This is a genomic window from Stappia indica (genome assembly GCF_001696535.1).
GTDB lineage: Bacteria > Pseudomonadota > Alphaproteobacteria > Rhizobiales > Stappiaceae > Stappia > Stappia indica.
The window spans coordinates 137,090-162,344 of record NZ_MBQE01000006.1; the positions used below are offsets into that span (position 1 = coordinate 137,090).

At 67.4% G+C, this 25,255-nt stretch carries 21 protein-coding genes and 1 tRNA gene; 11 read left to right on the plus strand and 11 right to left on the minus strand.

From position 1 onward, the window contains the following. Positions 1–88: 88 nt before the first annotated feature. On the minus strand, positions 89–529 hold the full coding sequence (locus tag BBX35_RS20715) for a cupin domain-containing protein (RefSeq protein ID WP_067224233.1): 441 nt from the start codon (positions 527–529) through the stop codon (positions 89–91). A gap of 182 nt (positions 530–711) precedes the next feature. On the opposite strand from BBX35_RS20715, the gene BBX35_RS20720 reads away from it, so the two are divergent. Together BBX35_RS20720 and BBX35_RS20725 are read left to right on the plus strand one after the other, a co-directional pair. Further along, complete coding sequence (locus BBX35_RS20720; RefSeq protein WP_067224234.1) at positions 712–1,722, plus strand: AraC family transcriptional regulator; 1,011 nt, start codon at positions 712–714, stop codon at positions 1,720–1,722. Between the two features lie 230 nt (positions 1,723–1,952). Continuing rightward, positions 1,953–2,029: transfer RNA gene (locus BBX35_RS20725), tRNA-Arg, on the plus strand. Position 2,030: 1 nt separating this feature from the next. On the opposite strand, the gene BBX35_RS20730 is transcribed toward BBX35_RS20725, so the two are convergent. Then, complete coding sequence (locus BBX35_RS20730; protein ID WP_067224236.1) at positions 2,031–2,963, minus strand: LysR family transcriptional regulator; 933 nt, start codon at positions 2,961–2,963, stop codon at positions 2,031–2,033. A gap of 129 nt (positions 2,964–3,092) precedes the next feature. Here BBX35_RS20730 and BBX35_RS20735 point away from each other — a divergent pair, with 129 nt between their 5' ends. The 4 genes from BBX35_RS20735 to BBX35_RS20750 all read left to right on the plus strand — a co-directional run bounded on the left by BBX35_RS20735 (position 3,093) and on the right by BBX35_RS20750 (position 8,080). Continuing rightward, positions 3,093–4,316: an MFS transporter gene (locus BBX35_RS20735; RefSeq protein ID WP_067224238.1), complete on the plus strand. Its 1,224-nt coding sequence runs from the start codon at positions 3,093–3,095 to the stop codon at positions 4,314–4,316. Between the two features lie 36 nt (positions 4,317–4,352). Beyond that, on the plus strand, positions 4,353–5,033 hold the full coding sequence (locus tag BBX35_RS20740) for a cupin domain-containing protein (protein ID WP_067224239.1): 681 nt from the start codon (positions 4,353–4,355) through the stop codon (positions 5,031–5,033). 211 nt (positions 5,034–5,244) lie between these two features. After that, the gene (locus BBX35_RS20745) at positions 5,245–6,660 is read left to right on the plus strand and encodes a lipopolysaccharide biosynthesis protein (RefSeq protein WP_067224240.1); all 1,416 of its coding nucleotides are present in this window, start codon (positions 5,245–5,247) and stop codon (positions 6,658–6,660) included. A 157-nt stretch (positions 6,661–6,817) separates the two neighbouring features. Continuing rightward, complete coding sequence (locus BBX35_RS20750; RefSeq protein WP_067224241.1) at positions 6,818–8,080, plus strand: GNAT family N-acetyltransferase; 1,263 nt, start codon at positions 6,818–6,820, stop codon at positions 8,078–8,080. 22 nt (positions 8,081–8,102) lie between these two features. On the opposite strand, the gene BBX35_RS20755 is transcribed toward BBX35_RS20750, so the two are convergent. The 3 genes from BBX35_RS20755 to ccrA form a co-directional block, all read right to left on the minus strand. Beyond that, on the minus strand, positions 8,103–9,746 hold the full coding sequence (locus BBX35_RS20755; protein WP_067224243.1) for an acyl-CoA synthetase: 1,644 nt from the start codon (positions 9,744–9,746) through the stop codon (positions 8,103–8,105). Between the two features lie 13 nt (positions 9,747–9,759). Next, entirely contained in the window at positions 9,760–10,278 is a 519-nt protein-coding gene (locus BBX35_RS20760) for a CAP domain-containing protein (RefSeq protein ID WP_067224245.1), read from the minus strand. Positions 10,279–10,495: 217 nt separating this feature from the next. After that, positions 10,496–11,791, minus strand: a complete 1,296-nt coding sequence (gene ccrA, locus BBX35_RS20765; RefSeq protein ID WP_067224247.1) for a crotonyl-CoA carboxylase/reductase — start codon at positions 11,789–11,791, stop codon at positions 10,496–10,498. A gap of 467 nt (positions 11,792–12,258) precedes the next feature. Between ccrA and BBX35_RS20770 the strand changes: the two genes are divergently transcribed. Both BBX35_RS20770 and BBX35_RS23495 read left to right on the plus strand, forming a co-directional pair. Continuing rightward, positions 12,259–14,295, plus strand: coding sequence for a methylmalonyl-CoA mutase family protein (locus BBX35_RS20770; protein ID WP_083206500.1), 2,037 nt, complete (start codon positions 12,259–12,261; stop codon positions 14,293–14,295). 142 nt (positions 14,296–14,437) lie between these two features. Continuing rightward, positions 14,438–15,652, plus strand: coding sequence for a hypothetical protein (locus BBX35_RS23495; RefSeq protein ID WP_141687902.1), 1,215 nt, complete (start codon positions 14,438–14,440; stop codon positions 15,650–15,652). Between the two features lie 70 nt (positions 15,653–15,722). Here the strand turns inward: BBX35_RS23495 and BBX35_RS20775 are convergent, their stop codons facing one another. Next, positions 15,723–16,442: a glycoside hydrolase family 25 protein gene (locus BBX35_RS20775; RefSeq protein ID WP_067224249.1), complete on the minus strand. Its 720-nt coding sequence runs from the start codon at positions 16,440–16,442 to the stop codon at positions 15,723–15,725. A 157-nt stretch (positions 16,443–16,599) separates the two neighbouring features. After that, entirely contained in the window at positions 16,600–17,037 is a 438-nt protein-coding gene (gene lysM, locus BBX35_RS20780) for a peptidoglycan-binding protein LysM (protein ID WP_067224250.1), read from the minus strand. Positions 17,038–17,289: 252 nt separating this feature from the next. On the opposite strand from lysM, the gene BBX35_RS20785 reads away from it, so the two are divergent. Further along, the gene (locus BBX35_RS20785; RefSeq protein ID WP_067224252.1) at positions 17,290–18,093 is read left to right on the plus strand and encodes an exodeoxyribonuclease III; all 804 of its coding nucleotides are present in this window, start codon (positions 17,290–17,292) and stop codon (positions 18,091–18,093) included. A 27-nt stretch (positions 18,094–18,120) separates the two neighbouring features. On the opposite strand, the gene BBX35_RS20790 is transcribed toward BBX35_RS20785, so the two are convergent. After that, on the minus strand, positions 18,121–19,095 hold the full coding sequence (locus BBX35_RS20790; RefSeq protein ID WP_067224254.1) for an NADPH:quinone oxidoreductase family protein: 975 nt from the start codon (positions 19,093–19,095) through the stop codon (positions 18,121–18,123). Positions 19,096–19,261: 166 nt separating this feature from the next. On the opposite strand from BBX35_RS20790, the gene BBX35_RS20795 reads away from it, so the two are divergent. Beyond that, positions 19,262–19,813 (plus strand): RNA methyltransferase, encoded by a 552-nt coding sequence (locus tag BBX35_RS20795; RefSeq protein WP_067224256.1) that lies wholly within the window; start codon positions 19,262–19,264, stop codon positions 19,811–19,813. Positions 19,814–19,840: 27 nt separating this feature from the next. On the opposite strand, the gene holA is transcribed toward BBX35_RS20795, so the two are convergent. From holA to leuS, 3 genes are read right to left on the minus strand one after another with little or no spacing between them, the layout of a single operon-like run. Beyond that, entirely contained in the window at positions 19,841–20,881 is a 1,041-nt protein-coding gene (gene holA / locus BBX35_RS20800; protein ID WP_067224257.1) for a DNA polymerase III subunit delta, read from the minus strand. Between the two features lie 6 nt (positions 20,882–20,887). Next, positions 20,888–21,466 carry an LPS assembly lipoprotein LptE gene (lptE, locus tag BBX35_RS20805; protein ID WP_067224259.1) on the minus strand — a complete coding sequence of 193 codons (579 nt, stop codon included), beginning with the start codon at positions 21,464–21,466 and terminating at the stop codon, positions 20,888–20,890. Further along, positions 21,453–24,062, minus strand: a complete 2,610-nt coding sequence (gene leuS / locus BBX35_RS20810; RefSeq protein WP_067224261.1) for a leucine--tRNA ligase — start codon at positions 24,060–24,062, stop codon at positions 21,453–21,455. Before leuS ends, lptE begins: the two co-directional genes overlap by 14 nt. 199 nt (positions 24,063–24,261) lie before the next feature. On the opposite strand from leuS, the gene BBX35_RS20815 reads away from it, so the two are divergent. Next, positions 24,262–24,960 (plus strand): YggS family pyridoxal phosphate-dependent enzyme, encoded by a 699-nt coding sequence (locus BBX35_RS20815; protein WP_067224262.1) that lies wholly within the window; start codon positions 24,262–24,264, stop codon positions 24,958–24,960. Positions 24,961–25,255: the final 295 nt, after the last annotated feature.

Consider the following 25,255-nt stretch of genomic DNA (forward strand, 5'->3'; position numbering starts at 1 on the left):
CCGATCAACCTGGCGATGAGGCGGCGCAGCACGCCGCCCGCTTCCCGGCCCGGCGCATCTGTGGTCACGCCAGCCGTCGGGCCTGTGGTCAGGCGCCCTCCGGCGGCGGCAGGAAGTCGACCTCGTGCAGGGCCGACAGGCGCACCAGCTCGGCCGGGTCCTTCACCCCGTCCAGCACGGTGAACAGCTCGTAGAGCTTGCGCGCCGGCGACACGCCGAAGACGCAATGCGCGGTCTTGCCCGAGCGGTTGAAGATGCCATGGGCGATGCCCATCGGCATGCGCACCGTGTCGCCCGGCCCGGCCCGCACCACGTCGGCGCCGAACTCGACCTCCAGGTTGCCGTCGATCAGGTAGATCCACTCGTCCTGGGTCGGATGGATATGCGGCGGCACGAAAGTCCCGTCCGGGATCGTCGCATGCCAGATGAAGGCGTCGTCGCTCTTCAGCTTGGGCACATAGGTGTGCCCCACCACGTTCCAGGAATGTCCGTTGAGGCCGGTCTCGGCCTTTGTGACGCCAGGTTCCATTGTGCAGGCTCCATCTGGATAGGGTTTTATGCGTTCTTGTTGCCCCGAGCCTGCACCCGAACCGCAAAATCCCTTATCCAGAAAACGAACGCGTGTTGCGGCGAACTATTTTAGACTTGAAATATAACGAGGAACTTGCGTTCATCTCCGACCAAGAGGCTTGCACAAGCCCGGGGAACGCCATGACCGCCGAACGGACACTGCCGACGAGGGAGTACTTCGCGAGCCATCCGGTGCTGCGCACCAGCGACCTCGACGAGGCCCGCCATCGGGTCGGCCAGAAATTCTGCGACCACCGGCTGGAGATCGGCAACCGCCGCGCCAGCCTGTCCGTGCGCCACAACGCCGTGCGCGGGCTGAACCTGTCGGTCAACTATCTCTCCTATGGCGCCGAGGTCAGCGTCGATCCGGGCCTGCTCGGCTCCTTCTACCTGTTTCACCTGCCGCTGGCCGGCAGCACCCGCATCCAGCATCGCGGCGAGGAGATGACGGCAACGCCCCGCGCGGCGGCGATCCTCAACCCGGACCGCACCGCCCGGCTGCACTGGAGCGAGGGCTGCAGCAAGGTGCTGGTGCAGATCGACCGCGCCCATCTGGAGACCGTCGCGCGCGATCTCGTCGGCGCGCCGCTGCCCGGCCCCGTCCGCTTCGACATGAAGGTCGACCTGACCTCGCCGCAGGGCCGCCAGCTGCACCGCATGGTCACCGCCTGCGTCGAGGCGGTGGAGAGCGGCCACCTGTTCCAGCGCCCGCTCGGCGGCGGCGACCTGCGCGCCGAGCACGATCTCGCCCACGCGCTCTTGATGCTCCAGCGCAGCAACATCACCCACATCATCGAGCGTGCCGACCATCAGGCGCGGCCGCGGGCGATCCGCCTGGCGCTCGACTACATCCATGCCAATCTCGCCGAGCCGATCACGCTGGCCGACATCGCCCGCGCCGCCGGCATCAATGTCCGCACCCTCCAGAAGGGCTTCCAGCGGGTCTTCGGCTTGTCCCCGATGCAGGTGCTGCGAAATGCCCGCCTCGACACCGCCCATTACCAGCTCCTCGCCCACCGCGACGCGCCCAGCGTCACCGAGGCGGCCTTCTCCTGCGGCTTCTCCCATCTCGGCCGGTTTTCGCGCGACTACAAGGAGCGGTTCGGCCACTCGCCGAGCGACCGGCAGGGCCTGCGCGCCGCCGGCAGCTGAGACCGGCCGTTTCGAGAGGCAAAAATCGAAATTTCGCGAAATTGAGACGGAATTTCGCAAAATCCTGCGCAAAATTCGAGACGGCGTCGACGCGCCCAGGCGCAGGGAAAGGCCCTGCCCTGTCCCCGCCCCTGCCGAAAACGCCCTGTACCAAGGAAATTGATTTTTCACGCCAGTTTGCTATCAAGCCCGGCAGGATGGCGCAGCTGTCCCCGCCGCACAGGCAGCATGGTCCCGTAGCTCAGCAGGATAGAGCATCAGATTCCTAATCTGAGGGTCACAGGTTCGAATCCTGTCGGGATCACCACCTATCCCCGCGCCGCCGTTTCGGCCTGCGGGGATAAGGCCGCCTCGGCCGGGCCGACCCGGCGGGCGATCTCCAGAAAGCCCTGGAGGTAATCGGTCGCAAGCTCGGCCCGCCGCACCCCGATATTGATGCTCTTGCCGAGCCCGTCCCGGCCGATCCCGATCCGGGCAAGGTCCAGACCGACCGCGCTTTCCGCCAGCAGCCAGTCCGGCAGCACCGTCACGCCGCGCCCCGCCATCACCATCTGCAAGGTCAGCTCCACGCTCTCCACCGTCACCCGGCGGCGCGGGCGATAACCCGCGGGAATGAGAAAACGGGTAAAGAGATCAAGGCGTTCGGCCGCAACAGGGACGGTCAGAAGGTCTTCGCCCAGCAGGTCTGCCGGCTCGATGAAGGCGCGCCGGGCGAGCCGGTGGTCTGCCCGCACCGCCAGCTTCAGCTCGTAGTCGAAGACCGGCTCGAACTCCAGGTCCGGCACGTTGACCGGGTCGGGCGTCACCAGCACGTCGATCTCGTGCGCCGCCAGCGCCGCCACGCCGTCGAAGCGGAAGGCCGTGCGGATCTCGATATCCACGTCCGGCCACGCCGCCAGGAACGGTCCCGTCGCCCGCATCAGCCATTTTTCGCAAGGATGGCACTCCATTCCGATGCGCATGGCCCCGCGCCGCCCCTGCGCGATGTCCCCCAGAACCTGCTCCGCATGGTCGAGTTCGGGCAGCAGGCGGTCCGCCAGCCGCAGCAGGTATTCCCCGGCCTGGGTCAGTTGCAGGCTGCGCCCCTTTCGGTGCCAGACCTTTACGCCGTAACGGTTTTCCAGCTTGGCGACCGCATGGCTGATGGCCGACTGGCTGAGGTTCATCCGCTCCGCCGCAGCGGTGACGCTGCCGGCGCGCATGACCTCGCGGATGAATTCGAGATGCTGCCGGTCGAGCATTTATGCGGAGCCTTCATGGACATGTGAAATATCATCATTTCTGTTCATATTCCCGGTCTGCTATGCGATGGTCAACGCCCGGTCCGGCGTTTTTCGTCCCGGACCGGCCCCACCAGTCAGGTTCCCCTCATGTCCGATGCTGCGGCGGCCCAGCCCGCTTCCTCCGAGCCCTCGTCCCTCTACCAGCACGGCCGCAGCAATGTCGTCCGCCTCGCCGTCGTCCAGGCGCTGGCCGGCGCCAACTCCGTCGTGGTCTTCGCCACCGGCGCGATCGTCGGGCATACGCTGGCGCCGACCCCGGCGCTGGCGACGCTGCCGATCACGATTTTCGTCGTCGGCATGGCCGCCTGCACGCTGCCGTCCGGCGCCATCGCCCAGCGTTACGGCCGGCGCGCCGCCTTCCTTGCCGGCACGGTCTGCGGCGTCCTGGTCGGCCTGCTGGCGGCGCTCGCCGTCGTCATCGGCTCGTTCTGGCTGTTTTGCGCGGCGACCTTCTTCGGCGGCGCCTATGCGGCGGTTGTCCTCTCCTTCCGCTTCGCCGCCGCCGACTGCGTGCCGGCCGACAAGCGGCCCCGCGCCCTGTCGCTGGTGATGGCCGGCGGCGTCTTCGCCGGTGTCATCGGCCCGCAGCTGGTCACCCACACCATGTATCTGTGGATGCCCTACATGTTCGCCGCCACCTTCCTGGCGCAGGCGGGCGTGGCGGCGCTTTCCGCACTTATCCTCGCCGGCATCCGCCTGCCCAAGCCGACCGCCGCGGAACGCGCCGGCGGCCGGCCGCTCGGCCTGATCGCCCGCCAGCCGCGCTTCATCGTGGCGGTGGCCTGCGGCGTCGTCTCCTATCTCTTGATGAACTTCCTGATGACCGCCGCCCCGCTCGCCATGCAGCTCTGCGGCCTGTCGCAGGAATCCGCCAATCTCGGCCTGCAATGGCACGTCATCGCCATGTATGCGCCGAGCTTCTTCACCGGCAGCCTGATCACCCGCTACGGCGCCACCACCATCGTCGTCACCGGTCTTGCGCTGATCGGCGCCTCGGCCGTCGTCGGGCTGACCGGCGTCGAGGTGACCCAGTTCTGGGTGACGCTTGTCCTCCTGGGCCTCGGCTGGAACTTCGGCTTCATCGGCGCCTCCGCCATGGTGCTGGAATGCCACCGGCCGGAAGAGAAGACCCGCGTCCAGTCGCTGAACGACTTCGTCGTGTTCGGCACAATGGCCTTCGGCTCGCTGCTCTCCGGCGGCCTGCTCACGGCCTATGGCTGGAGCACGGTTCTGTGGTTATCCTTCGTGCCGCTGACCCTTGCCTTCATCGCCATCGCCGTCTCGCGCAGCTTTTCCCCCGCGCGCGGCTGACCGGAAGGCAAGCCGCCTACGGACAGGAACGACGCGATGCGCCTCAACGACGATCTCGACCGGCCGGTAACGGTCCATTCGGCTGAGCTCGACTGGATCGCCAGTCCCGCCGCCGGCGTCGAGCGCAAGATGCTCTACCGGGTGGGCGGGGAAATCGCCCGCGCCACCTCCCTCGTGCGCTACGCGCCCGGCAGCGCCTTTCCCGCGCATACCCATGACGGCGGCGAAGAGATTCTCGTGCTGGAGGGAACCTTCCAGGACGAGCACGGCGACTATCCGGCCGGCAGCTACTTCCGCAATCCCCCGGGCACCGCGCACAGCCCCGCCTCGGCCGAAGGCTGCGTCATCTTCGTTCGGCTCTGGCAGTTTCGCGGGTCCGACACCGCCCAGATCGTCCACCGCCCCGGCGAGGGCGAGGCCGTGGCACCGCGAAACGGCGCGACATCGGCGCGCCTGCTGTTCGCCGATGCGGCGGAGAAAGTCCTGATCGAGGACTGGCCGGCCGACACGGGCATAACCATCGACAACCGGCAGGGTCTGGAGGTCCTGGTGATATCCGGCAGCCTGCTGATCGATGGCGAACGCCTCGCGACCGGCGGCTGGTGCCGCCTGCCGGCCGGCATGGACCTTGCGGCCACGAGCGGAGCGGACGGCGCGCGCCTGTGGCTCAAGGAAGCCCCGCTGCAGCATGCGGACGTGCTGACCATGCCGGAGTGAGGGTCCCGCCCCTCGCACCTCTCCGATCGCTGTTCCGTTCGCTGGTCCGTTCACCGGCCCGTTCACCGGCCCGTTCACCGGAATGTGATCCCGCGCCTGTCGCGCGCGGCTCCCGTAGCGTCCATACCCTTGCTCCCGCACGCAAACCGCACGGAAAATTAAGCCACTGCGGCTAGTTTCTGACGGTTGACCCGAGAAGGAGCTCCCGGCGTTGCGCCTGTCGCCAGTGACATGGGCCGAAAGGATTCTGCCCGCCGCCCTTTTCGCGCGCGCGCAGCCGTTGCTTGTCCGCTGCGAGCAGATTCTCAACGGCGAGCCGGACGCTTCGCGCGCCCAGCGCATGGCGCTGGCGGTGTTCGCGATCCGCGTGCTCGGCGCCGTGCTCGCCTATGTCATGCAGGTCATCCTTGCCCGGCTGATGGGCGGCCACGAATACGGCATCTACGTCGTCGTGTGGACGCTGGTCGTGGTGCTGGGCATCTTCGCGCCGCTCGGCTTCTCGTCTTCGGTGCTGCGCCTCATCCCCGAATACCGGACGCAAGGCCATCACGGCCGGTTGCGCGCCCTGCTCGTCGGCAGCCGGCTGGCCGGCGGCCTCGCCGCCACCGGCATCGCCCTTGCCGGCATCCTCGCCGTGTGGCTCGCCGGCGACCTGATCGCCTCGCACTACGTCCTCCCGCTGGCGCTCGGCGCCGTCTGCCTGCCGCTCTTCACCATCGGCAGCATCCAGGACGGCATCGCCCGCGCCCACGACTGGCCGCTTCTGGCCATGCTGCCGACCTTCATCTGGCGACCGCTGGCGATCCTCGCCGGCGTGGCCATCGCCATCTGGGCCGGCGTTCCGGCGACCGCGACCAATGCCTGCATCGTCACGATCCTCGCCACCTGGGGCGTGGCGCTGGCGCAGATGCTGGTGCTGTCGCGCTCGCTGCCGCGCGAGCCGGCAAGCCGCCCGCTCAGCGGCGACTGGACCTTTCGCGACTGGCTGCGGATCTCACTGCCGATCCTGCTGGTGGAGGGCTTCTTCCAGCTGATCACCAGCGCCGACGTGGTGATGGTCAGCCTGTGGGAGGACCCGCATCAGGTCGCGATCTACTTCGCCGCGTCCAAGACGCCGGCGCTAGCGCACTTCGTCTATTTCGCGGTGCGCTCCGCCACCGCCCACCGCTATTCCCGCCTCTATCACGCCGGCGCGCGCGATGAGCTCGGCGCCTTCGTCGCCGACACTGCCCGCTGGACCTTCTGGCCGACGCTGGCGATGTGCGCGCTGCTGGTGCCGGTGGGCCCGCTGCTGCTGTCGCTGTTCGGGCCGGACTTCACCAGCGGCTATCCCGCGATGCTGATCCTGCTGGCCGGCGTGCTCGCCCGTGCCTGCGTCGGCCCGGCGGATGCCCTGCTGACCATGGCCGACCAGCAGGGGCGCTGCGCCCGGATCTATGGGCTCGCCTTCGTGCTCAATCTGGCGCTCAACGTGACCCTGATCCCGCTGCTCGGTATCAACGGCGCGGCCATCGCCACGGCCGGCGCGATGATCTTCGAGGCCTGCGCCCTGCGCCATCAGGCCCGCCGCCATCTCGGCGTCGACCCGTTCATTCTCGCCCCTCGCGCGCCGCAGGCCGCGCCGTGACACTGGTCGCACGGCCCGCCGGCGGCCTGCAAAGGTTAACCAAACATCAACGAAACGCGTTCAATTGCCCGCATGCTGTGGCATCTTCCCTGCCTGAAACCGACGGTTGCCCCCGACAGGGATCGGGACCGGCAGGCCGGCGGGCGAAGGAGCCGCAATGGCAATCGCCGAAGACAGCAGGACGGACGATGCAGCCGCCACGGGACGTGCGCCTGAGCTGCGCTCCCGCCGCCGCAAGGATCCGCGCCGGCCGGCCGCCGCTCGCCGCGCCGTCGCTCGACGGGACCGGGCGATGACCGCCCTCGTCTTCCGCGCCGCCGAGGCGGGAGCCCATCTGGCGCAGTGGCACGCGCTCGCCGAGACCGCGGTGGAGCCGAACCCCTTCTTCGGTCCCGACTTCCTGCTGCCCTACCTTGCCCATATGGAAGCCGGCGATGTGCGCATCCTCGCCGTGCGCGATGCGGCCGACGGCAGCTTTCTCGCCCTTGTTCCGTTCCTGCGCCGCCGTGCCGGCCTGGCCGTTCCGGTGGTGAGCGCCTGCGCCGGCGACTACGGCCCGCTCGGCACGCCCCTGCTTGCTCCTTCCGCCGACAGTGCCGTCTTGTCGCTGCTGCTGGACACGGCGGCACGGGAATTCGGCACCCGGACTTTCCTGGTCCCTTATCTGCGCACCGACGGACCGGTCAGTGAGCTGTTCGACGATCTCGCCGAGGACGCCGGCTGGCAGGTCACCCGGACCGCCAGGGCCGTGCGCGCCGGCCATGCAGCGGGACCGACCGGCGAGGAGCAGTTCCGCCTGATCGGCACCCGCCGCCGCAAGGAACTGGACCGTCAGCTGCGCCGGCTGGAGGAGACGAACGCCTCCGCCGGCTTCGACAGCCTGTCGGAGCCGGCTGCGGTCGAGGCCGCCTTCGAGCGGTTCCTGTCGCTGGAGGCCTCCGGGTGGAAGGGCAAGCGCGGCACGGCGCTGGCGAGCAATCCGGAACGCGCGGCCTTTGCCCGCGCCTTCATCGCCTCGCTGGCCGCACGGGGACAAGTGCGCATCGACACCCTGGGCGAGAGCGATACCCCCGCCGCCATGCTGGTGACCGTGCGCGACCGCGACCGGGTATTTTCCTGGAAAATCGCCTATGACGAACAGCTCGCGCGCTTCTCGCCGGGCGCGCAGGTGGCCCGCCAGGCGATGCGCCGCAATCTCGACGAAGCCGGCTTTTCCGACGCCGATTCGCTTGCCATCCCCGACCACCCGATGATCGCGCCGCTGTGGCGCGGCTCGGTGCCCTTTGCCACGCTGGTGGTCTCGAAGGGACCGCGAGGCGCCCTGCACGGCGCGCTGGCCCGGCTCGACATCGCCGCCAACCGCCGGCTTCGCAAACTGGCGCGCGCGCTGCTGGCCAGGGTGCGCAAGGGCCGCGGCTGAACCGCTCGATCGGGAGGGAGGATTACTCCTCGGTCTCCAGGCCGCCGCGCACCGTTTCCTCGCGCAGCAGGCGGCGGATGACCTTGCCCGTCGTGGTCATCGGCAGTTCGTCCACGAAGGCGATTTCGCGGGGATATTCATGCGCCGAAAGCCGCGTGCGGACATGGTCGCGGATTTCCTCTTCGAGCGCGGCATCGGGCGCGACGCCCGTGGTCGGCACGATGAAGGCCTTGACGATTTCCGTGCGCAGCGGGTCCGGCTTGCCGACGACCGCCGCCAGCGCAACCGCCGGATGCGACAGCAGGCAGTCCTCGATCTCTCCCGGGCCGATGCGATAGCCGGCCGAGGTGATGATGTCGTCGTCGCGCCCGACGAAATGGACATAGCCGTCCTCGTCGACCACGCCCTGGTCGCCGGTGGTCATCCAGTCGCCGATGAACTTGCCGAGCGTTGCCTCGTCCTGCCCCCAGTAGCGCAGGAACATCACCGGGTCGGGCCGGCGCACGGCAATCTGCCCCTGCTCGCCCGGCGCCAGCACGCTGCCATCCTCGCCGATCACCGCCACCTCGTGCCCCGGCACCGGCTTGCCGATGGCGCCCGCCCGGCTGACGCCGAGGGTGGCGCAGGAGGCCAGGATCGCGTTGCACTCGGTCTGGCCGTAGAACTCGTTGACGGTGAGGCGAAGATCCTCGCGCGCCCAGTCGTAGGTCTCCCGGCCCAGCGCCTCGCCGGCGGAGCCGACGGTGCGCAGCGCCAGATCGAAGCGCGCGCGCGGATTGGCCACCGCGCGCATCATCTTCAGCGCCGTCGGCGGGATGAAGGCATTGCGCACGGCAAACCGCTCGAGCAGCGCGAAGGCGCGCTCAGGATCGAACTTCTCGAAACGGTAGGAAACGACCGGCACGCCGAGCGTCAAGGCCGGCAACAGCGCGTTGAGCAACCCGCCCGCCCAGGCCCAGTCGGCCGGGGTCCAGAACAGGTCGCCCGGCTGCGGCAGAAACTCGTGCGCCATCTGGATACCGGGCAGATGGCCGGCGAGCACCCGGTGGCCGTGCAGCGCGCCCTTGGGCTGGCCCGTCGTGCCTGAGGTGTAGATCATCATGGCCGGATCGTCCGGCCCGGTCGCTTCGGCCTCAAGGGAGGCCGCGCCTTGCGACACCAGCGTGTCGAAGCACAGGGCGCCGGGCGCCGCGCCGTCCGTCGACACGATCAGCCGCAGCGTGCCGAGCTCGTCGCGGATCTCGCACAGCTTGGCAAGCCCGGCCGCATCGGTGATCACCGCCGCCGCGCCGCTGTCGGCGAGCCGGTAGCGCAGCGCGTCGACGCCGAACAGATTGGCGAGCGGCACCGCGACGGCGCCGAGCTTGTAGACGGCAAGATGGCTGAGCAGCGTCTGCGGCGACTGCGGCAGCAGCAATGCCACCCGCTCGCCGCGGGTGATCCCTTGCGCCTTCAGCGCATTGGCAAGCCGGGAGGACGCCTCGTCGAGCCGGCCATAGGTCCAGCGCTCGATGCTGCCGTCCTCGCGAAGGTGCAGCAGCGCCTCGCGCTCCGGCTCACGGGCGGCGAAGGCGCTGCAGGCGACGTCGGCGATGTTGTAGCGCGCCGGGATCCGCCAGCGGAATCCGGAAACGAGAGCCTCGTAGCTGTCGGCGCACTCCAGCATCGTTCAAGCCGCCTCAGGGCTGCCCGGCCGGCCCGGCAAGCACCAGCGACCAGTAGACCTTGTGACGGGACCCGGGCGCATAGGCCGTGGCGATACCCATGCGGGTCGCCTTGCCGTCGAGCATCACCGCATTGTGCTTGGGCGAATCGCGCCAGCCGGAGAAGGCCTCCGCGACGGTCCGGTAGCCGGCGCTGACATTCTCGACCGCATAGGTCTTTTCCTCGCCGGCGGCGGCAAGACGCACCGCGAGGCTGTTGTCGCGCTGAAGCGAGGCCTGGATGTCCTGGGCGCGGGCCATGGCGAGCGCCTGCTTCTGCGCCACCTGCATCAAGGACGGATCGATGGAGAGCGAGCCTGCGCCGTTGGACTGGCGGTAGCTGGTGATCATCTGCTGCGCCGCGGCCGCATCGACGGAGGCGTCGACCCGGGCGAGGTCCTTGTAATAGGGCGGAACGACATTGCGCTCCGGCATGCAGGCGGCGGCAAGCAGCCCGAGAAGGGCGACACAGCCGATACGAAGCCGAAAGGTCATGGGGATCTCATAGCGTCCCGCGCGGCGCGGGGCGAGGAAAAATGAAAGGGCGGCGGCCGCGCGGCGCCCCTTTGACCATGCTGCCCGGCCCCTGCCGGCCATGGTCGCGGGCGCAAGGATAGGCCTCCTCCCTTGCGAAAGCGTTGATGGCCGGAACGCTTCGACCCCGCCGCGGAAAGCCTCCCGCGGCGGGGCCTGGAATCTCGTTATCGAGAGGTCAGCGTTCGCTTGCCGCCAAAACATCCTCGAAAGTGCGCAGGCCCGTGGTCGGCGCGCAGACCAGCACCGCCATGTTGCCGGGCGCATGCTGGTTCTTCCACATCTTGGTGTGGGCCCGCGGGATGTCCTCCCAGGGGAAAACCTCGCTCATGCACGGATCGATCCGCCGGTCGATGACCGCCTTGTTGGCCTCCGAGGCCTGCTTGAGATGGGCGAAGTGCGAGCCCTGGATGCGCTTCTGCCGCATCCAGACATAGCGGGCGTCAAAAGTCAGGTTGAAGCCGGTCGTGCCGGCGCAGAACACCACCATGCCGCCGCGCTTGACCACCAGGCACGAGACAGGGAAGGTCGCCTCGCCGGGATGCTCGAACACCATGTCGACATCGTTGCCCTTGCCGGTGACCTCCCAGATCGCCTTGCCGAAGCGCCGCGCCTCCTTCAGCCACTCGTTGTATTCGGGCGAGTTGACCTTGGGCATCTGGCCCCAGCAGTTGAAGTCCTTGCGGTTGATCACGCCCTTGGCGCCGAGCGAGAGCACGTAGTCGCGCTTGTCCTCGTCGGAGATGATGCCGATGGCGTTGGCGCCGGCCGCGGCTGCAAGCTGGATGCCGAAGACGCCGAGACCGCCCGAGGCGCCCCACACCAACACGTTCTGGCCCGGGCGCAGCTGGTGCGGCGCGTGGCCGAACAGCATGCGGTAGGCGGTGGCCAGCGTCAGCGTGTAGCAGGCCGCCTCCTCCCAGGTCAGATGCTTGGGACGCGGCATCAGCTGCTGCGACTGCACGCGGCAGAACTGCGAGAACGAGCCGTCCGGCGTCTCATAGCCCCAGATCCGCTGGGTCGGCGAGAACATCGGGTCGCCGCCGTTGCACTCCTCGTCGTCGCCGTCGTCCTGATTGCAGTGAATGACGACCTCGTCGCCGACCTTCCAGCGCTTCACCTTGGAGCCGACCGCCCAGACGATGCCCGAGGCATCGGATCCGGCGATGTGATAGGCCTCGTCATGCACCTTGAAGACCGAGATCGGCTCGCCGAGACCGGCCCAGATGCCGTTGTAGTTGACGCCTGCAGCCATCACGAGGACCAGCACCTCGTTGCTGTCGAGCTCCCAGGTGGGAACCACTTCCAGCTTCATCGCGTCTTCCGGCGGCCCGTGCCGGTCGGGCCGGATGGTCCAGGCATACATCGACTTCGGCACATGGCCGAGCGGCGGGATCTCGCCGATCTCGTAAAGGTCCTTCACCGGGCGATCCTCCGCCTCGCGATTGTCGTTTGCCTGCTGAGCATTGCCCATATCGCGCATGTCCTCCCGTTATGTCGCCGGCAGGTGCAGCAAGGGCCGAGACCGCCGCCGCACCGTCTTTCAGGTTTTCGCCCCCGCGTCCTCTCCGGCGCCCCGTCCGCCCGTCCCTGCGAACCCAAGGCCATGTTGCCGGCGCGAAGGCCGTCGGCCGCCCGTCCCTTGCGGCCGATTGCTGCGACGCATCATTCCGAAAACGGAAGATACGCCCCACTCACGAAACTATCATACCAAAAACAGGCGTTCCGCTATTGGACTATTGCTTAATTGGCGCGTTTGCCCAAGAGTGTTTTTGCATCGCACCTAGAAATAGTGCGTTGCGGGCGCGGGAGGCGCGCTTGATTTCGGGAGGACGGCTCCCCGTCGCAACACGGGGAGCTTGAGGAAAATCAGAAAGATGTCCGATCATGCGGCCCCGTTTGGGTGCCGCCGCGGACACGACGATTGCGAGGAGTGTTTCCATGGGCGACAGAGCGACCCCCGGCACGGAACCGGCGACGAAGAGCGCGGGCGGGGCGGCATCGGCCCGGCGCGACAGGCCCTGGATCTTCCGCACCTATGCCGGCCATTCGAGCGCGCAGGAGTCCAACGAGCTCTACCGCCGCAACCTCGCCAAGGGTCAGACGGGCCTGTCCGTCGCCTTCGACCTGCCGACCCAGACCGGCTACGATCCGGACCACCCGCTGGCGCGCGGCGAGGTCGGCAAGGTCGGCGTGCCGATTGCCCATCTCGGCGACATGCGGGCGCTGTTCGACCGCATCCCGCTGGAACAGATGAACACGTCGATGACGATCAACGCCACGGCCCCCTGGCTGCTGGCGCTCTACGTCGCAGCCGCCGACGAGCAGGGCGCCGACCGGGCCGAACTGGCCGGCACGACGCAGAACGACATCATCAAGGAGTACCTGTCGCGCGGCACCTATGTGTTTCCGCCCGCGCCCTCGCTGCGGCTGACCCGCGACGTCATCGCCTGGACCTACGGCGCCATGCCGAAGTGGAACCCGATGAACGTGTGCTCCTACCACCTGCAGGAAGCCGGGGCGACGCCGGTGCAGGAGCTCTCCTTCGCGCTGGCGACCGCGATCGCCATTCTCGACGAGGTGAAGGCATCGGGGGCGATCCCGCCGGGCGACTTCCCGCAGGCGGCCGGCCGCATCTCCTTCTTCGTCAATGCCGGCATGCGCTTCATCACCGAGATCTGCAAGATGCGCGCCTTCGCCGAGCTGTGGGACGAGATCTGCCTGACCCGCTACGGCGTCGAAGACGAGCGCTACCGCCGCTTCCGCTACGGCGTGCAGGTCAACTCGCTCGGGTTGACCGAGCAGCAGCCGGAAAACAACGTCTACCGCATCCTCATCGAGGCGCTGGCCGTGGTGCTGTCGAAGAACGCCCGCGCCCGCGCGGTGCAGCTGCCGGCCTGGAACGAGGCGCTGGGCCTGCCGCGCCCCTTCGACCAGCAGTGGTCGCTGCGCGTGCAGCAGATCCTTGCCTACGAGACCGACCTGCTGGAGTTCGAGGACATCTTCGACGGCTCCTCGGTGATCGGACAGAGGGTCGAGGCGCTGAAGAGCGAGGCGCGCGAGGAGCTCGCCCGGATCGAGGAGATGGGCGGCGCCGTTGCGGCGGTGGAATCGAGCTACATGAAGCAGGCGCTGGTCGCCTCGAACGCCGCCCGCCTTGCCGCCATCGAAGCGGGCGAGCAGGTGGTGGTCGGCGTCAACCGTTTCACCGAAAGCGAGCCCTCGCCGCTCGCCACCGGCGAGGACGGCGGCATCCTGACCGTGCCCGAGCATGTGGAGGCGGACGCCATTGCCACGCTCAAGGCCTGGCGGGAGGCGCGCGACCAAGGTGCCGTGGCGGGCGCCATTGCCGCGCTGAAGCAGGCGGCAAGCGAGGGCACCAACATCATGGAGCCGTCGATCGCGGCGGCGAAGGCCGGCGTCACCACCGGCGAATGGGGCGCGGCGCTGCGCGAGGTGTTCGGCGAATACCGGGCCCCGACCGGCGTCGGCAAGGCGGCGCGTGCCGACGCGGAGGACCTTGCCCCGGTGCGGGCAGCGGTGGAGAGCGTGTCGGCGAAGCTCGGCCGACGGCTGAAGTTCCTGGTCGGCAAGCCCGGCCTCGACGGCCATTCCAACGGCGCGGAACAGATCGCCGTGCGCGCACGCGACTGCGGCATGGAAGTCGTCTACGAAGGCATCCGCCTGACCCCGGCGCAGATCGTCAACGCCGCGCTGGAGGAGGACGTCCACGTCATCGGCCTGTCGATCCTGTCCGGCTCGCACCTTGCCCTGGTGCGCGACGTGATGGACCGCCTGCGCGCGTCCGGCATCGACGATATCCCGGTGGTCGTCGGCGGCATCATTCCCGAGGAGGACGCGAGCCAATTGCGCGCGATGGGCGTTGCCGCCGTCTACACCCCGAAGAACTTCCAGCTCACCGACATCATGAAGGAAGTGGTGGAGATCGTCGGCTCGCGCGCGGAAGCGGCTGCGTGAGGGGTCTGGGGCACCCCTGCGGTTAAGCCTGTCTGCACTATCTGCAACTGCACGCAAGGGATGTGACACCACACGTCTTGCGCGCATCGCTCCGGCACGGCATGAAGGAAGGAGTTCGCTCCACCGTCAGGCCGCCATGCCCTTGCAAGACAACCAGAAGACCAGACGCCCGCGCCTCGCTCTGCCGCCCCGTACGGTGGCCGCCCTAAGTCTTTCCGCCGTGTTGCTTGGCGCGGCGTGCACGCAGGATGATCCGCGATTTCCTGCCTACTTCCGGTACGCCGTGGATGTGAAAGTCGACGGCGTGCCTGTCACCATCGAGCGCGTCGTGAAATGCACTGGCACCCGTTCGTGGAATACCTCCGCAAACCCGGGAGGCTGGACCCACCACATCTACGTCAATCCTCCTGCAATTGGTCAAATTGTTCGAGGAAGCGACGCGGCCGTATATGTACGAGTGCCATCCGCTTGTGGGTGGGCTGCAGAATTCCAGGGCCGCCACTCGCGGGAGCCACCGCTCCAACCCGGCGACGTCGTGCCTGTGCTCTGGACCAGCAATTGGCGGCGCCTGGAGCAGATCGAGTACTACACAACCCCGACTAGCCTCTCAGGAACAGACAGTCATGTTGTGTTCGGTGGTCTTCAACCGATAACGCGCACTGATCGCAGGGCATTTGAGGCGTCTGAGGCGCGTGCAGCGCACGAAAGTCCCGATTTACGGGCCCTTGTCAATGTAGAAGCGAAAGGAAGCAATGGGGGAATTGCCCCTCCCAGCTGGGTGACAACTCTCTCGCCCCCTGTTGGAACGCGCGGGACAATAGGTTGTCATGCCGTCCTGTCTCTCAAGCGCGAAGACTGGGATCCATGGCCCGAGCTGAAACGGTGGGTAGAAAGCTTGCCGGACGACGGGAAGTTTTATGATGTCCGCTCCGCGCTAAACGATACCGCCACTAGTTTGCTTAGGGAAAGCGCGTTCTCTGCATTTCCAAAAATACTCTCTTATCCCCTCGTCAATAAAGGACTCGATCCCGAGCAGTATGCCAGGGCGATTGAAATGTTGAATTCGTTACATCCAATATTTCCGAGCCCTGGCGGGGCGTACATCGATAATACAAAAAGCGGAATCGCAGGATGCTCCTATGACATTTGGCATTACTCTTCTTCATATGCCTCATCCATTCGCAAGAATGAAGACAGATTAAATTATGAAAAAGAAATAATAATCTATTCAGACGCTAAATTTCACACCCCACTTGTCAATCCGAACAGGAGTGAGGTGAATTTAATTATCCCAATGGGAGGCTCTTATCCACGCTCCAATGAAGCGGTAACTATGAGAACTGTGACTAATTACTGATAATATTCACATCCAGTCCGTTACGGCGCGGGGGAGCAGCCTCTGCCGCCCTCGCCCTGTCCGGTCAGGCCTATTTCTGCAGCTCGCCCTTGAGCCAGCGGCGCCACTGCGAGCGGGTGCCGAAGAAGACGTTGCGGTCGACATTGCCCTTGATGCCGTCGACGCGACCTTCCGCCGTGTACTGCCAGAACACCCAGTTCTGCCGCTTCTCGTATTTGCGGTCCGGATGGCTTGCCACCGAGCGCAGCCAGAAATCGTAGACGTGCTTGGCATCGACCAGGCGGTCGCGGTGGAAGTCGACGGACGAATAGATCACCGGGCGCTTGCCGTAATGCGCTTCCACCCGCTCCAGGAAGTAGCGCATGTCGCGGATGACCTGCTCGCGCGGCGGGCGCTCGCGGCACGACGAATGGCCGTTCCACTCCATGTCCAGCACCGGGGGCAGCGCGTCGGGATCGACCGGCACGTTCTGGATGAACCAGGCGACCTGGTCTTCGACGGGCCGGCAGAAGAAATAGAAGTGATAGGCACCGCGCGGCACGCCTGCGGCCTTGGCCTGCACCCAGTTGTCCATGAACTTCGGATCGAGATAGTCGCCGCCCTCGGTCGCCTTGATCCAGGCGAACTCCGTGCCAGCCCGCTTCACCCGGTGCCAGTCGATATCGCCCTGGTAGCGGGCGACGTCGATGCCATGGATGGCGAAGTCCTCCGGAGTGGGATCCGGAAAATCGAAGGCCGCGCAGGACGCCATGAACAGGGTACAGAACAGGATCAGCACGCGCGCAATCATCGCTCTCTCTTTGGTCCAAAGCCCCCTTTCAACCGGGACTGGACACTATGACCAAAGCGTTAAGGAAGCGCTTAGCAATCGAGCGAAGCGAAAATGAGATGAGGCCGAACCTTACAGTTTGGCCTCACAAGATCGTGATCGAAACGGCCCGAAAGCCTCAGCCGAGCGGCGGGATGCGCAGCACCTGGCCCGGGTAGATCTTGTCCGGGTCCGACAGCATCGGCTTGTTGGCCTCGAAGATGGCGGTGTACTTGGAGCCGTCGCCGTAAGCCTTCTTGGCAACGGCCCAGAGCGTGTCGCCCTTCTCCACCGTGTGGAAGCCGGCCTCCGGCGCGCTGTTCGCGACCGCGATCTCCTCTTCGACCTTGGCGACACCCAGCACGTTGCCGGCGGCCAGGATCAGCTTCTCGCGCGCTTCCTGCGTCGGGGCCGCGCCGGCGATCTTCACCGTGTCTCCGGACACCTCGACCTTGACGTCACCGTCGAGACCGAGCGCCGCCACTTCCTTCTCGATGGCTGCAGCCGCATCGGCCTCCGGCTCGTCGCTGCCCCACAGGGACTTGCCCGCATCCTTCACGAAATCAAAAAAGCCCATGTGACGGCTCCCCTTATATCCTGCCTCGGCACGGCCGATGCCGTGCCCACTCAAACGACACGGCTCCTGCCGTGCCTTTCGACACCAGTGTCGGATGCAGTCCTTACCGCCCGCAAGCGCCAATTCATGTGACAGGCAGCACACAAATCCGCCTCGCGCCCGAAAGCCCGGCCTTGCACGCGGGGTCCGCAACTGGCAATCAGGCAGCAGGCCTCTCGGCCTTGCCCGTCCCTGCCCAGATCCGGATCGCCCATGACCGACCGCCTGACCATCGCCACCTGGAACATCAACTCGGTGCGGCTGCGCCTGCCGATCGTCGAGAAGCTGATCCTCGACCATGCGCCGGACGTGATCTGCCTGCAGGAAACCAAGTGCGCCGACGGCAACTTCCCGCTCTCCGCCTTCCGCAAGCTCGGCTACGAGCATATCGCGATCAAGGGCCAGAAGGGCTATCACGGCGTCGCGACGATCTCCCGCCGCCCCTTCCTCGACGAGGAGCGGATCGACTACTGTACCAAGGGCGACAGCCGGCATCTTTCGACCGGCATTCCCTTTGCCGGCGACCGCTTCACGCTGCAGAACTTCTATGTGCCGGCCGGCGGCGACGAGCCGGACCCGGAGATCAACGACAAGTTCGCCCACAAGCTCGCCTTTCTCGACGAGATGGCCGACCGCTTCGCCTCGATCTCCGGCAACGCCATGGTCGTCGGCGATCTCAACGTGGCGCCTTACGAGCACGATGTGTGGTCGCACAAGCAGTTGCTGAAGATCGTCAGCCACACGCCCATCGAATGCGAGAAGCTGGAGGCGGTGCGCACCGCCGCGGGCCTCACCGACGTGATGCGCGCCTTTGTGCCGCTGGAGGAAAAGCTCTACACCTGGTGGAGCTACCGGGCGAAGGACTGGTCGGCCGCCGACAAGGGCCGCCGGCTCGACCATGTGTGGGCCAACCCGGCATTGGCCGGCCAGGCGGTCTCCATGCAGGTGCTGCGCGATGCCCGCGGCTGGGAGCAGCCGTCCGACCACGCACCGGTGCTGGTGCGGCTGGAGGCGTGAAGCCGCCTCCAGCGCCCGACCTCAGCCTTACGGGCGGATGATCACCTTGCCCTGGACCTTGCGGTCGGCAAGCTCGCGCAGCGCCCTTGCGGTCTCCTCGATCGGATAGACCGCATGCAGGTGCGGCCGGATCCGCCCCTCGCGCATCCAGGCGAGCAGCTGCTCCATGTTGTCGCGATGCGCCTCCGGCTCGCGCACGATGGCATCGCCCCAGAACACGCCGAGCACGTCGCAGCCCTTCAGCATGACCAGGTTGAGCGGCAGCTTCGGGATCTCGCCGGCGGCAAAGCCGATGACCAGATAGCGGCCGCGCCAGCCGGTGGCGCGCAGCGCCGCCTCGGCAAGCTCGCCACCCACCGGATCGTAGACCACGTCGACGCCGCAGCCGTCGGTCAGCTGCTTCAGCCGCGCCTTCAGGTCCTCTTCCGCATAGTTGACCAGGATGTCGGCGCCATGGGCGCGGGCCAGCTCCAGCTTTTCGGCGCTGGAAGCGCAGGCGATCACCCGCGCACCCATCGCCTTGGCGATCTCAACCGCGGCAAGGCCGACGCCGCCCGAAGCGCCGAGCACGGCCACCGTCTCGCCCGCCTCCAGCCGCGCCCGGTCGCGGAACGCATGCAGCGAGGTGCCGTAGGTGACCGAAAGACCGGCCGCCGCCTCGTCGGAGACCTCGTCCGGCAGGGCGACAAGATCGTCCTCCGTGGCGATCACCGCGCCGCGCACCGCGCCCCAGCGGACATAGCCCATCACCCGGTCGCCCGGCTCGAAGGCCTCGATCCCCTCACCCGTCTCCAGCACCCGGCCGGCGAACTCGGCGCCCGGCGAGAACGGCAGCTCCGGGCGGAACTGGTACTTGCCCTGGATGATCAGCGTGTCGAAGAAGTTGAGCGCCGCCGCGCTCACCTCCACCAGCAATTCGCCCGGCCCGGGCGACGGCATCTCGATGTCCCGCAGGACAAGATCCTCGGGCGCGCCGAGGCGTTCGCACAAAACGGCTTTCACACAAGTTTCCCCCAATGTTTCCCCAAGGTTCGCCTAGCACGGGATCGGGGCCCGGGAAAGCCGCCAGGCTCGTCAATCTTGTCAGGGCGGCGCCCAGCCGCTATCTCCGGTCACCTACGGTTGCCCGGCCGTACGCGGGCACAACGACAAGGAGGTCGCAAGGACCATGCGCGGTTACTTCGCCGTCGGGGCGGAAGGCATTTCGAAGCAGATGAACCTGGGCAACCTGATGCGCTCGGCGCATGCCTTCGGAGCAAGCTTCTTCTTCACCGTCGATGCCGACAAGCGGATCCGCAAGGCTCCCGCGTCCGATACCTCCAAGAGCACCGGCCACCTGCCGCTGTTCCACTGGCCCTCCATCGCGGAAATGGACCTGCCGCAGGGCTGCCAGCTGGTCGGCGTCGAGCTGACCGAAGAAGCGGTCGACCTGCCGAGCTTCATGCATCCGCTGCAGGCGGCCTATATCCTCGGCCCCGAGCGCGGCTCGCTCTCGCCGGAATTGCAGGCGGCCTGCCAGCACATCATCAAGATCCCGACGAAGTTCTGCCTGAACATCGCGATTGCCGGCGCCATCGTGCTCTACGACCGTCACCGGGTGCACGGGCAATATGCCGAGCGTCCGCTCACCGCAGGCGGCCCGAAGGCCCCGCGTCCGGCACACAAGCACGGCGGCCCAATCATGCGCACGGGACGCAAGATCCCCGGCCAGACCGGCTGAACCGAACGGAAAAAGAGGGATAGGAGCTCAGCGCCGGGCGCGCGAGCGCGCCACCCGGCCGAGCGTCAGCAGCACGTCGCCGACCAGCGCCTCGGCCAGCGCCGGCGACTTGCGCGCCGCCGCCACCGCATCCGCCAGTCGTTCGCCGGCCTTGGCGAGGTCCTCTCCCGACCACAGCGACAGCTCGCGCGAGACGAGGTCCCGCCGCTTGTAGAAGATCGGCGGGCGCGCCTGCTCGACGACGCGGGCCGGCGGCACGCCGCGGTCGACCTCTGCCCTTGCACGGGCGAGAAACTGGAAATGGCGGAGCGCCGACGAGGCAATCATGTCCGCGCGCTGACCACTGGCCGAAAGGCGCTCCAACCCGTGGTCGAGCTTGCCGAGATCGCCGAGCGCAGCCGCATCGATCAACTCGTCGACGGCAAAGGCCGAGGCATCGCCGATCACCGCCTCGACATCGGCAAGGTCGATGCGCTCGCGGCCATAGGCATAGAGGCAGAGCTTGCGCACCTCGCCGCGGCTCGCCAGCCGGTCGGCGCCGAGCAATCCCATCAGCGCCTGCCGCGCCTCGCGGCTGATCGCAAGGCCGGCCTCGCGCAATTCGCCGTCGACGACGCGCTCCAGATCCCGCGCCTCGTCGCCGTAGCACGGGATCGCCACCGCCTTGCGGTCGCGCTCGAACTTGCCCCGAAGGCCTGTGCCCTTCTTGAGGTCACCCGCCTCGATGACCACCAGCGCACTTTCGGCGCGCTGCTCGCCGAACAGCGGGTCGACGGCCGGCGTCAGGTTCTTGCCCGCCCCGTCGCGCAGCCACACCACGCGGCGCCCACCGAACAGCGGCACGGTGGAGGCTTCGTCGATCAGCCGTGCCGGATCGGAGACCACCTCCCCGGCATCGAGACGGACGAGCGAAAAGGGATCGTCGACGCCGCCGGAGGCGCGGGTCACCAGCGCCTGGGCACGTTCGGACACGAGCCCGGTATCGGGCCCGAAGACGAGGATCAGGGAGACGTCGGCCGGCGGATCGGCGATGAAACGGTCGATCTCGCCGGCCTTGAGCGCCACCATCGCGGATCAGCCGCGGGACGCGAAGAAGCCGGCAAGCCGCGTCTGGATGTCGGCGGCAACCATCTTCGCCGCCCGGTCCTCCGCGTCGCGCTCGGCACGCAGGTTGGCGAAGCGCTGGCTGGAGAAGTCGAAGGAGGCGGAGCCGAAGGCGCGGCCCGTGGTGACCGTCCGGCCGGTGCCGATCTCGCTCAGGACGTAGGACGCGTTGACCGTGACCGTATAGGCGGACGGCACGTCGGCCAGCCGCTCGACACCGACCTCGTTCAGCGGCCGGTCGATCAGGATCCGCAGCCGGTAGCGCGGCTCCCCGCCCTCGCGACCCCGGCGGAAGCCGAAGATCAGCTCGTTGCGCAGCACCTGGCCGACCCGGTCGAGATCTTCCACCGAGGCGGTCTCGACCGTATCGATGTCGATGGCCGCCAGTTCGGTGGTCACGGCCGGCGTCGATCCGCCGGGGCCGCCGATCGTGCCGTAGAGCGGGCGGACCTGACAGGCGCCGGCCAGCAGCGCCGCCCCCATGACGAGAACGGCGAGCGTCCGCCGGCGGGCAGGCTGCTGCGGGTGCTGATGGTCACACGACGACATTCACGATCCTCTGCGGAACCACGATGATCTTGCGGGCGGGCTTGCCGTCCAGCGCGCGCTGCACGGCCTCGAGCTGCAGGGTAGCCGCTTCGACCTCCTCTTTGGAAGCCTCGCGTGAGACGACGAGGTCTGCGCGCTTCTTGCCGTTGACCTGCACCGGCAGGGTGACGGTCGCCTCGACCAGCAGGTCCGCCTCGATCTCCGGCCAGCCCTGCGTCGCCAGCATGCCCTCGTGGCCGAGCGCCTGCCAGCACTCCTCGGCCAGATGCGGTGCCATCGGCGCCATCATCTGCACCAGGAAGGCAGCCGCCTCGCGCTGCGCGAAGCGCATGTCCTCGCCGTGGTCCCCGCCCTGCGCTGCCCGCGACAGGGTGTTGACCAACTCGTAGATGCGGGCGACGGCGCGGTTGAACGACAGGGCCTCGATATCGGCCGAGATCGCCTGACACGCCTTGTGGGTGGCGCGGCGAAGGGCGATGGCCGCCTCGCCGAACGCATCGGGACGCGCCGTCTGCGGCACGCTCTCGCCGATCTCGGAGATCAGGCGCCAGACGCGCTGCATGAAGCGCCAGGCGCCCTGCACGCCGTCCTCGGTCCACTGCACGTCGCGCTCGGGCGGGCTGTCGGACAGCATGAACCAGCGGGCGGTATCGGCGCCGTAGGTCTCGATGATGTCGGTGGGGTCGACGGTGTTCTTCTTCGACTTCGACATCTTCTCGATGGAGCCGATGGCGACCTGATCGCCGCCCTCGATGAGGAACGCCTTGCGCTCCTCGCCATCGCCCTCGATGCGCACCTCGGCCGGCGAGACCCAGCCACCGCCCGGCGCCTTGTAGGTCTCGTGCGTCACCATGCCTTGCGTGAACAGGCCGCGGAACGGCTCCTTCACGCTCAGATGCCCGGTCACGCTCATCGCCCTGGCGAAGAAGCGCGAATAGAGCAGATGCAGGATCGCGTGCTCGATGCCGCCGATATACTGGTCGACCGGCAGCCACGCATCGGCGACGGCCTTGTCGGTCGGCGTCTTGGCGCGCGGATCGGTGAAGCGGGCGAAGTACCACGAGGAATCGACGAACGTGTCCATCGTGTCCGTCTCGCGCCGGGCCGGCTTGCCGCAGGTCGGGCAGGCGACATTGCGCCAGGTCGGGTGACGGTCGAGCGGATTGCCCGGCTTCTCGAAGTCGATGTCGTCAGGTAGCTGCACCGGCAGGTCGGCGACCGGCACCGGCACCACGCCGCAATCGTCGCAATGGATGACCGGGATCGGGCAACCCCAGTAGCGCTGGCGCGAAATGCCCCAGTCACGCAGGCGGTAATTGACCTGGCGCTGCGCCTGCGGCGCCCCGTCCAGCATCTCCGCCTCGAGCCGCGCGGCGACCGCTTCCTTGGCATCGGCGATCGCCATTCCGTCCATGAAGGAGGAATTGTAGATCGTGCCGTCGTCGGTATAGGCCTCGTCGCGGATCTCGAACGTCTCCGGATCCGCCCCGTTCGGCAGCACCACCGGGCGCACCGGCAGGTGATACTTGCGGGCAAAGTCCAGGTCGCGCTGGTCATGCGCCGGGCAGGCGAAGATCGCGCCCGTGCCGTAGTCCATCAGGATGAAGTTGGCGATGTAGACCGGCAGCGTGATCGAGGGATCGAGCGGATGGACGACCGTGAGGCCGGTGTCGACGCCGATCTTCTCGGCCGTCTCGATGGCCTCGGCGGACGTGCCGATGCGGCGGCACTCCTCGATGAAGGCCGCGATCTTCGGATCGCTCTCGGCGAGCTTGCGCGAGATCGGATGGTCCGGCGACAGACCCATGAAAGAGGCACCGAACAGCGTGTCCGGCCGGGTCGTGAAGATCTCCAGCGACGTGTCGCCGGTCGGCGCTGGCGTCGAGAAGGCGAAGCGCACGCGCAGGCCCTCGGACCGGCCGATCCAGTTCTTCTGCATCAGGCGGACCTTGTCCGGCCAGCGGTCCAGCGTATCGAGCGCCGACAGCAGCTCTTCCGACCAGTCGGAGATCTTGAAGAACCACTGGGTCAGCTCGCGCTGCTCGACCAGGGCGCCGGAGCGCCAGCCGCGCCCGTCGATCACCTGCTCGTTGGCCAGCACGGTCATGTCGACCGGGTCCCAGTTGACCTTGGAGTTCTTGCGATAGGCAAGGCCGGCCTTCAGGAAGTCGAGGAACAGGTGCTGCTGCTGGGTGTAGTACTCGACGTCGCAGGTCGCGAATTCGCGCTCCCAGTCGAGCGACAGGCCCATGATCTTCAGCTGGCCGCGCATCGTCGCGATGTTCTGGTAGGTCCAGTCGCGCGGATGCACCTTGTTCTGCATGGCGGCGTTTTCCGCCGGCATGCCAAAGGCGTCCCAGCCCATCGGATGCAGCACGTTGAAGCCGCGCGCCCGCTTGTAGCGCGCCACGACATCGCCCATGGCGTAGTTGCGCACGTGGCCCATGTGGATGCGCCCCGACGGATAGGGGAACATCTCGAGCACGTAATACTTCGGCCGGGGATCCTCGTTGCGGGTGGCAAAAACCTTCGCCTCGTCCCAGACCTTCTGCCAGCGGCTTTCCGCTTCGCGGGCGTTGTAGCGCTCCGTCGCCATGATCTCGTGTGCTTCGCTCGTTGCAGTGAAAAGAAATGATGTGGCGCGACTGTCACCAGAAATCGCCGGCCCGGTCAACCGGCAAGGCCCGCCCTGCGCATCCTGCCGGCCCGCGACCGGTCCGGGACTTGCATTCGCGCGGCGCCCGTCGCATGTCCATGGCAGCAACCCGCCCGCAAAAGCACGAAGAGGCAGCAAGATGTCCCCGCACGCCGCAGAACCGACCCCAACGGATGCCGCCGGACGGATCGCCGGGATCCGCGACAGGATCGCCGCCGCCGAGCAGGACGGCGCGCGCGCGGAAGGCTCCGTCACGCTGATCGCCGTCAGCAAGACCTTCGACGCCGAGGCCATCCGCCCGGTGATCGCCGCCGGCCAGCGCGTCTTCGGCGAGAACCGCGTGCAGGAAGCCCAGGGAAAGTGGCCGGCGCTGCGCGAGGAGTTTCCCGACATCGAGCTGCATCTGATCGGGCCGCTCCAGTCGAACAAGGCGAAGGACGCGGTTGCGCTGTTCGACGTGATCCACACGCTCGACCGGGAGAAGATCGCCCGCGCGCTCGCGGCCGAATGCGCCGAACAGCAACGAGACCTGCGCTTCTTCATCCAGGTGAACACCGGCGAGGAGCCGCAGAAGGCCGGCATCGCCCCCGGCGAGACCGACGATTTCGTCGCCTTCTGCCGGGACGAATTGCACCTCCCGCTGCTCGGCCTGATGTGCATCCCTCCTGTAGACGATACGCCCGGCCCGCATTTCGCGCTGCTGCGCAAGATCGCCGAACGCAACGGCCTTTCCGGCCTGTCGATGGGCATGTCCTCGGACTTCGAGAGCGCCGTGCGCGTCGGCGCCACCCATGTGCGCGTCGGGTCGGCGATCTTCGGCTCGCGCGACTACCCGTGAGCCGTCCTGCCGCGCATGCGACGTTTTGCGCGGGCCTGCCGCGCTTGCGGCGTTTTGCTCAGGAAGGCGCCGGCTCCCTTGACTTTCGCTGGCGTTTGCGGGTATCAGCCCGTCAACTCCGAAAGAGTGACGACAGTACGATCCGCCGCCCGGGACCCGCAAAGGTATAAAGAGATCCCGGAGGTTCACACCCGACAGCGCGATGCGCCCTCGGGTGCCACACCGCTTTGCGGATCGCGCTTCGTCCCGCCCGGGGGACACGGACGCGGCGGCAGCCGCTGCCTCGAAGACAGTT

Excerpts from the sequence above, each read along its gene's own strand:
- BBX35_RS20715 (WP_067224233.1), bottom strand. The coding sequence starts at position 529 with ATGGAACCTGGCGTCACAAAGGCCGAGACCGGCCTCAACGGACATTCC.
- BBX35_RS20720 (WP_067224234.1), top strand. The coding sequence starts at position 712 with ATGACCGCCGAACGGACACTGCCGACGAGGGAGTACTTCGCGAGCCAT.
- BBX35_RS20730 (WP_067224236.1), bottom strand. The coding sequence starts at position 2,963 with ATGCTCGACCGGCAGCATCTCGAATTCATCCGCGAGGTCATGCGCGCC.
- BBX35_RS20735 (WP_067224238.1), top strand. The coding sequence starts at position 3,093 with ATGTCCGATGCTGCGGCGGCCCAGCCCGCTTCCTCCGAGCCCTCGTCC.
- BBX35_RS20740 (WP_067224239.1), top strand. The coding sequence starts at position 4,353 with ATGCGCCTCAACGACGATCTCGACCGGCCGGTAACGGTCCATTCGGCT.
- BBX35_RS20750 (WP_067224241.1), top strand. The coding sequence starts at position 6,818 with ATGGCAATCGCCGAAGACAGCAGGACGGACGATGCAGCCGCCACGGGA.
- BBX35_RS20755 (WP_067224243.1), bottom strand. The coding sequence starts at position 9,746 with ATGCTGGAGTGCGCCGACAGCTACGAGGCTCTCGTTTCCGGATTCCGC.
- BBX35_RS20760 (WP_067224245.1), bottom strand. The coding sequence starts at position 10,278 with ATGACCTTTCGGCTTCGTATCGGCTGTGTCGCCCTTCTCGGGCTGCTT.
- ccrA (WP_067224247.1), bottom strand. The coding sequence starts at position 11,791 with ATGGGCAATGCTCAGCAGGCAAACGACAATCGCGAGGCGGAGGATCGC.
- BBX35_RS20770 (WP_083206500.1), top strand. The coding sequence starts at position 12,259 with ATGGGCGACAGAGCGACCCCCGGCACGGAACCGGCGACGAAGAGCGCG.
- BBX35_RS20775 (WP_067224249.1), bottom strand. The coding sequence starts at position 16,442 with ATGATTGCGCGCGTGCTGATCCTGTTCTGTACCCTGTTCATGGCGTCC.
- lysM (WP_067224250.1), bottom strand. The coding sequence starts at position 17,037 with ATGGGCTTTTTTGATTTCGTGAAGGATGCGGGCAAGTCCCTGTGGGGC.
- BBX35_RS20785 (WP_067224252.1), top strand. The coding sequence starts at position 17,290 with ATGACCGACCGCCTGACCATCGCCACCTGGAACATCAACTCGGTGCGG.
- BBX35_RS20795 (WP_067224256.1), top strand. The coding sequence starts at position 19,262 with ATGCGCGGTTACTTCGCCGTCGGGGCGGAAGGCATTTCGAAGCAGATG.
- holA (WP_067224257.1), bottom strand. The coding sequence starts at position 20,881 with ATGGTGGCGCTCAAGGCCGGCGAGATCGACCGTTTCATCGCCGATCCG.
- lptE (WP_067224259.1), bottom strand. The coding sequence starts at position 21,466 with ATGTCGTCGTGTGACCATCAGCACCCGCAGCAGCCTGCCCGCCGGCGG.
- leuS (WP_067224261.1), bottom strand. The coding sequence starts at position 24,062 with ATGGCGACGGAGCGCTACAACGCCCGCGAAGCGGAAAGCCGCTGGCAG.
- BBX35_RS20815 (WP_067224262.1), top strand. The coding sequence starts at position 24,262 with ATGTCCCCGCACGCCGCAGAACCGACCCCAACGGATGCCGCCGGACGG.